This window comes from Streptomyces ossamyceticus (genome assembly GCF_001418475.1).
Lineage (GTDB): Bacteria > Actinomycetota > Actinomycetes > Streptomycetales > Streptomycetaceae > Streptomyces > Streptomyces ossamyceticus.
The window spans coordinates 1-5,908 of record NZ_LIQX01000004.1; the positions used below are offsets into that span (position 1 = coordinate 1).

Genomic DNA, 5,908 nt, shown 5'->3' on the forward strand with positions numbered 1-5,908 from the left:
CTTGAGCCCCGCCCTCTCGCCCGCCTACGGTCTACACATCGAGTACGGAGCAATCCCCCGAAGCACCACGATTGCCCCAACCCGGCCGTGTGCCCGAGTGGTTCAGGGGCTCGCCTGCAAAGCGAGTTACGCGGGTTCGAATCCCGCCATGGCCTCCAGTGCCGTCTCGACCAGCATGTCGTCGAAGGGCTCCACCGTTCGCGGTGGGGCCCTTCGACGTGTCGCGAGGCCGCTGCGATGCGGCCGGCCGACGCGGCTGGTGAATGCGGCTGGTGCATGCGGCTGGACGGGTGCAGTAGGCGCCCCGCTCCGGTGCCCTCCGCCAAGAGGGGCGTGCCGCCGGATTACATGGTGCTGCGCCTCTGCGCGGGGCGTGCCGGCGCCCTTCGCGGCCCCGGATCCGACGAAGGAAAGAGCGCAATGGCAGAGCGCGACCCTCGCAACCGCACCGGCCGCCGCCCGCTACTTCGCGGGCTCGCCGCTGCCGTGTTCGCGGCCGGCATGCTGGTGGCCTCGGCGGGACAAGGCCACGGCACCGGCGCGGCCACTCCGGCGCCCGGCGCACAGTTCACGCCGTTGACGGCGGCGGTGCTGACCAAGCCGACGCCGTTCGTCGCCACGGACGGCAAGACGCACCTCTCCTACGAACTGCTCACCACGAGCTCCCTGCCCAGCAGCACACGGCTGCGGCTCGACCGTGTCGACGTGCGGGACGCCCGCACGCACCGGGTCGTCGGCTCGCTGCGCGGGCAGGCGCTGGCCGAGGCCGCCAACCCGGTGGGCGACCCCCTGCCGGGCGCGGACGCATACACCCCGCCGCCCCCGGCGCCGACGCCGACCGTCATCGAGGGCTCCCAGCAGTGGATCATCTGGCTCGATCTGGCCCTCGACCGCGGTCGGCCGGTGCCCAAGGTCCTCGAACACCGTCTCTCGGGTGCCGTCCTGGCCCCCTCGGGCTCCTCCCCCTTCGAGGAGACGGTGCAGCCCACCCGGACCTCCGGCGTCCCGCCGCTGAACCTGAACGCGCCGGTCCGCCCCGGCACCTGGTACTCCAGCGAGTCGTGCTGCGGCAACACCCACCACCGGCGCGGCCTCGCCCCGATCAACGGCCGCTTCTATGTGCCGCAGCGTTTCGCGATCGACTGGTACCGGGTCGGTGAGCAGGGGCAGACCTGGGAAGGCGCCCCCACGCGGCTCACCAGCTATCTGAGCTACCGTCAGCCGGTCGTGGCCTCGACCGGCGGCACGGTGGTGGAGGTCCAGGACGGCATCCCGGACAACACCCCGCCCGTCACGCCGCCCGTCCCGCCGATCGAGGAGACCGTCGGCAACCACGTCACCGTGGAGGTCGAGCCGGGCCGCTACCTCCTCTACGCCCACCTGAAGCCCGGCTCGCTCAGGGTCCGGGAGGGTGACCGCGTCGAAACCGGCCAGGTCCTCGGGCGGATCGGCAACAGCGGCAACTCGACCACGCCGCACCTGCACTTCCAGGTGATGACCACACCCGAGTTCTTCCCGACCGACAGTCCGCCCTTCACCTTCCGGACGTTCCGCGTCGTCGGGCAGGTCGAGCCCCGGATCTGGGACGACAACCTGGGCCTTCAGCCGACCGGCATCCTGCCGATCACCCCCTCGCCGTACGAGGGTTGGCACCGTGCGCGGTACCCGCTCGACCGCGAGATCCTGGAGTTCTGACCGGACCCCGGTCGGGCTGTTGTCACCAGTCGCACCGTTGTCACGAAGGGCGGCGCCTGTCCGAGGTGCCGCCCTTTCTGCATCCAGGTCTACGAGCGGCCGTCCGGTGTCGCGCGGACCAGTCGTGCAGCGGCCGGCCGTCGTCGTGTTCCCTAAGGGCACGCGGGCAGGGCGGGGCTGCGGAGCGTTCAGCCGCCCGCGCAGGCCTCGTTGCGGAGGGTCTCCACCCAGCAGCCCGTCGCCGTCTTCTCGCGCTTCTCCCGCTGGAGGAGCCAGAGGGTGAAGGCGAACGTGGAGATGTCGGCCTTGAGGGGGCAGAGCGTGGACTCGGGCTCGCTCCAGTTGAGGGCGGCGCCCGTCGTGCCGTCGAGGACGACGCTGTTGCCCTCGACGAAGTGGCCGAGACGGATCAGTCGGCTCGCCTCGGCGGGAAGTCGGTCGGCGGGGAACCCGGGTCGTTCGTGCGCGTAGTACTCGGCGAGGGTCGGCAGCGGGATGTCCGTGTCGAGCTGGAAGAGCGCGTGCTCCTCGGGCAGGCCCATGTCGCGCAGGAAGCGGCGGGTCGGCTCGTGCGTGAGCGTCGCCGGGAAGTCGAAGTCCTCGAAGCGCCACACCTTGCTCTGGCCGAACTCCTCGTCCAGCAGCAGGGCGGGCAGGTCCAGTGCCAGTCCCGACAGTGTCGCCGGTCCGGCGGTCACGGTCAGGTCCGTCTGGTCGTTCAGGTCCGTCAGGCCCATGGTCCCCATCGTCATCGTGCTCTCGGCTCCCCCAGCACATGGTGCGCGGCGTGCTACCCCCCGGCAGGGGACAACACCGCACCGCCCAGCGGCCGTTGCCGTCCCACTCCAAGAACCTTACGCCGCCCCACTGACAACGCCCGCCGCACACGCGAACACCAGCCAACGAGCTCTCTTCGGGGACCGGTCGGGACGGGTCAGGACCAGCCGGCCACCCGTCAGAACCGCCCGACCACGCACCCGTCAGAACCGGCCGGCACCCACCCGGATCGACCGGCCACGCACCCGCCCCGGAACCGGCTGACGCCGTCAGAACCGACCGGCCACGCACGCAACAAGACCGGCCGACACCCATCAACACCGACCGGCCACGCACCCGTCAGGACCGGTCAGGTCCCCGTCACCACCGCCGCCTGCGGCCGGATCGGCAGGCGGTTCACGGGGCGGCCCGTCGCGGCCCGTACCGCGGAGGCGATGGCCGCCGGTGAGGTGACCACCGGCACCGCGCTGGCCGCCTTCGCGCCGAAGGGGGCCACCACGTCACGCTCCTCCACCAGCTTGACGATCTGGATGTCGGGGGCGTCGAGCGCGGTCGGCAGGGAGTAGCCGGTCAGGTCGGGGTGTCGGATCAGACCGCGCGGGGTGCGCAGGTTCTCCGTCAGCGCGATGCCGACGCCCTGCGTGACACCCGCCTCGATCCGGGCGTCGAGCTGCGCGGGGTTGAGGATCCGGCCCACGTCCTGGGCGACCGCCAGCTCCACGACCCGTACGGAGCCGAGTTCGATGTCGACGTCCACGACCGCGCGGATCGCGCAGAAGGCCATGCCCACGAACGCGTCGCCCTGGCCCGCGCCGTCCAGCGGCTCGGTGGGGTGCGGGCGGCACTGCGCGGTGGCCCACAGCTCCTTGCCGTCGAGCGCCTCCGCGACCGTCGTCGACAGGACACCGTCGTACGACGTGATCTTGCCGTCGGTGATCTGGAGCAGCTCCGTGGACATGCCGAACTTGTGGGCCAGGGGCTGAAGCAGCTGTGTGCGGACCATCTTCGCCGCGCGTTCCACCGCGCCGCCCGACACCCACGTGTGGCGGCCCCGGCAGCCGGCGCCCGCGGGGGGCTGGTCGGTGTCGACCTGGGCGATGTGGACCTCGTCGATGCCGAGGGTCTCCTGCACGATCTGCCGGGCGAGGGTGGAGAAGCCCTGGCCGGTGTCTACGGCCGCGCACAGCACGGTGGCGATGCCGTCGTGGACCTTCACGGTGGCCGTGGAGACCTCGTCGGCGCCCTCCGCGCCGAGCATGTGGACCATGCCGAGGCCATAGCCGACGCCGCGCCGGACCGCGCCCGGCTCGCCCGCGCCCTCGGGGCCGCCGGGCAGCAGCCAGTCCTCCTCGGGGGTGTCCTTCGGCAGCGCCGGGAGCGGGAACTCCCGGACCGCTTCGAGGAGTTCGGCGACCGGGGCCGGGCAGGTCACGGACTGCCCGGTCGGCAGCACGTCACCCGTGGACATCACGTTGCGCATGCGCAGCTCGGCCGGGTCGAGGCCCAGCTTCTTGGCGAGCTTGTCCATCTGCGCCTCGTACGCGGCGCACACCTGCATGGCGCCCTCGCCGCGGACATGACCGGAGGGCGGGTTGTTGGTGCGGACCGCCCAGCCCTCGATGAAGGCGTTGGGGACGATGTACGGGCCGCAGGCGAACGACACGGCCGCCGCCAGGGCCTCGGACGAGGTGTCGGCGTACGCGCCCGCGTCGAGCAGGATCTGGGCCTCGACCTTGACGAGTCTGCCCTCGGCGTCCGCGTGGTGGCGGTACCGCAGGAGCGTCGGGTGCCGGTGCGCGTGGCCCAGGAAGGACTCCTCGCGCGTGGCGGTCAGCTTGACCGGGCAGCCGGTCTTCAGCGCCAGCAGACCGAGGGGGAGCTGGAAGCCCTGGTCCTCGCGGTCGGCGGTGGCGCCGGGCACCCCGGTGACGACGATCTTCACGCGGTCGGGGGCCAGACCGTACACGGCGGCGGCGGTGTCGCGGTCGGTGTGCGGGTCGGTGGAGCCGAGGTACAGCTCGACACCGCCGTCGGGGCGGGGCACGGCGAGGCCGGCCTCTGCGCCGATGGGGGCCGGATCCTGGCGGCCGATGCGGTACTGCCCCTCGACGACGATCTCGCCGGCCGCGTCGGGGTCGCCGTGGCGCAGCGGGATGTGGCGGATCAGGTTGCCGTCGGGATGCAGGGGTTCGGCCTCGAAGGCCTGCTCCGGGTCGATCACCGGGTCGAGCACCTCGTACTCGACGATGACGGCGGCGGCGGCCATCCGCGCGGTGTCCGGGTGGTCGGCGGCGACGGCCGCGATGGGCTCGCCGTGGTGGCGCACGACCTCGGAGGCGAACACCGGCCGGTCGATCTTGCCTCGGCCGTGCAGCGGGGTGCCCGGCACGTCCTCGTGGGTGACGACGGCCCGGACGCCGGGCATCTCGCGCGCGTGCGACGTGTCGATGGACACGATGCGCGCGTGCGGGTGCGGTGAGCGCAGGACGGCCGCCCACAGCAGACCCTCGGCCCACAGGTCGGCCGCGTACGGGAAGGTGCCCTCGGACTTGGCGCGGGCGTCGGCGGACGGCAGGGACACGCCGAGTCCGTGCGGCAGTGCCTCCGGTGCGGGCGCGGCGTCCCCGGCGGTGCCGGCGGTGCCGGTGATCGCGGGCGTCGCGGTGGCTGCGTCGTTGCTCACGCCTGGCCTCCGTCCTGGCCGAACGACTGGTCCTGATCGCCGAAGTTCCGGCCCTGGCCGCCGTAGGTGTCGTCATGACCGCCGAACGACTGCCCTTGACCGCCGTACGTGTCGTCATGACCACCGAACGACTGCCCCTGACCGCCGAACGACTGGTCCTGGCCGCCGAACGACTGGTCCTGGCCGCCGAAGCTCTGGCCCTGGCCGCCGTACGTGTCGCCGTGACCGCCGAACGACTGCCCCTGACCGCCGTACGTGTCGTCGTGACCCCCGAACGACTGGTCCTGGCCGCCGAACGACTGGTCCTGGCCCCCGAAGCTCTGGCCCTGGCCGCCGTACGTGTCGCCGTGACCGCCGAACGACTGCCCCTGACCGCCGTACGTGTCGTCCTGGCCGCCGAAGGACAGCCCCTGGCCGCCGTACGACTGGTTGGGGTCGTGCGGGGCCTGGGGCGGGGTCCCCTGTGCCTCGTAGGCCGCCGGGTTGACGCCGCCAGCGCCGGGGCCCGCCTGGTGCGGGATGCGGGCCTCGTCGGTGTCGGCGCCGGTGTCGCCGTCGCCGGCCGCGTGCGCCGCGCGTTCGGCGACGACGTCGCGGACGGCCGCCAGCACGCCGCGGTAGCCGGAGCAGCGGCAGAGGTTGCCGCACAGCGCCTGGCGGGCCTCCAGTTCGGTGGGCGCCGGGTTGCCCTCCAGGAGGTCGTGCACGGTCATCGCCATGCCGGGCACGCAGAAGCCGCACTGGACGGCACCG

The 5,908-nt window shown here is 72.7% G+C and carries 4 protein-coding genes and 1 tRNA gene; 2 read left to right on the top strand and 3 right to left on the bottom strand.

Annotated features, from left to right (window positions below; genetic code table 11):
- Nucleotides 1-83 precede the first annotated feature (83 nt).
- Nucleotides 84-158: transfer RNA gene (locus AOK15_RS00535), tRNA-Cys, on the top strand.
- Between the two features lie 262 nt (nucleotides 159-420).
- Entirely contained in the window at nucleotides 421-1,695 is a 1,275-nt protein-coding gene (locus tag AOK15_RS00540; protein WP_055511491.1) for a M23 family metallopeptidase, read from the top strand.
- A 188-nt stretch (nucleotides 1,696-1,883) separates the two neighbouring features.
- On the opposite strand, the gene AOK15_RS00545 is transcribed toward AOK15_RS00540, so the two are convergent.
- The 3 genes from AOK15_RS00545 to AOK15_RS00555 all read right to left on the bottom strand — a co-directional run.
- On the bottom strand, nucleotides 1,884-2,447 hold the full coding sequence (locus AOK15_RS00545) for an SUKH-4 family immunity protein (RefSeq protein ID WP_055511494.1): 564 nt from the start codon (nucleotides 2,445-2,447) through the stop codon (nucleotides 1,884-1,886).
- A 374-nt stretch (nucleotides 2,448-2,821) separates the two neighbouring features.
- A complete protein-coding gene (locus tag AOK15_RS00550; protein ID WP_055511496.1) occupies nucleotides 2,822-5,155 on the bottom strand; it encodes a xanthine dehydrogenase family protein molybdopterin-binding subunit in 2,334 nt (777 codons plus the stop codon).
- A partial coding sequence (locus AOK15_RS00555) for a (2Fe-2S)-binding protein (RefSeq protein ID WP_240508246.1) occupies nucleotides 5,152-5,908 on the bottom strand: 757 nt, incomplete at its 5' end. The genes AOK15_RS00550 and AOK15_RS00555, both read right to left, overlap by 4 nt.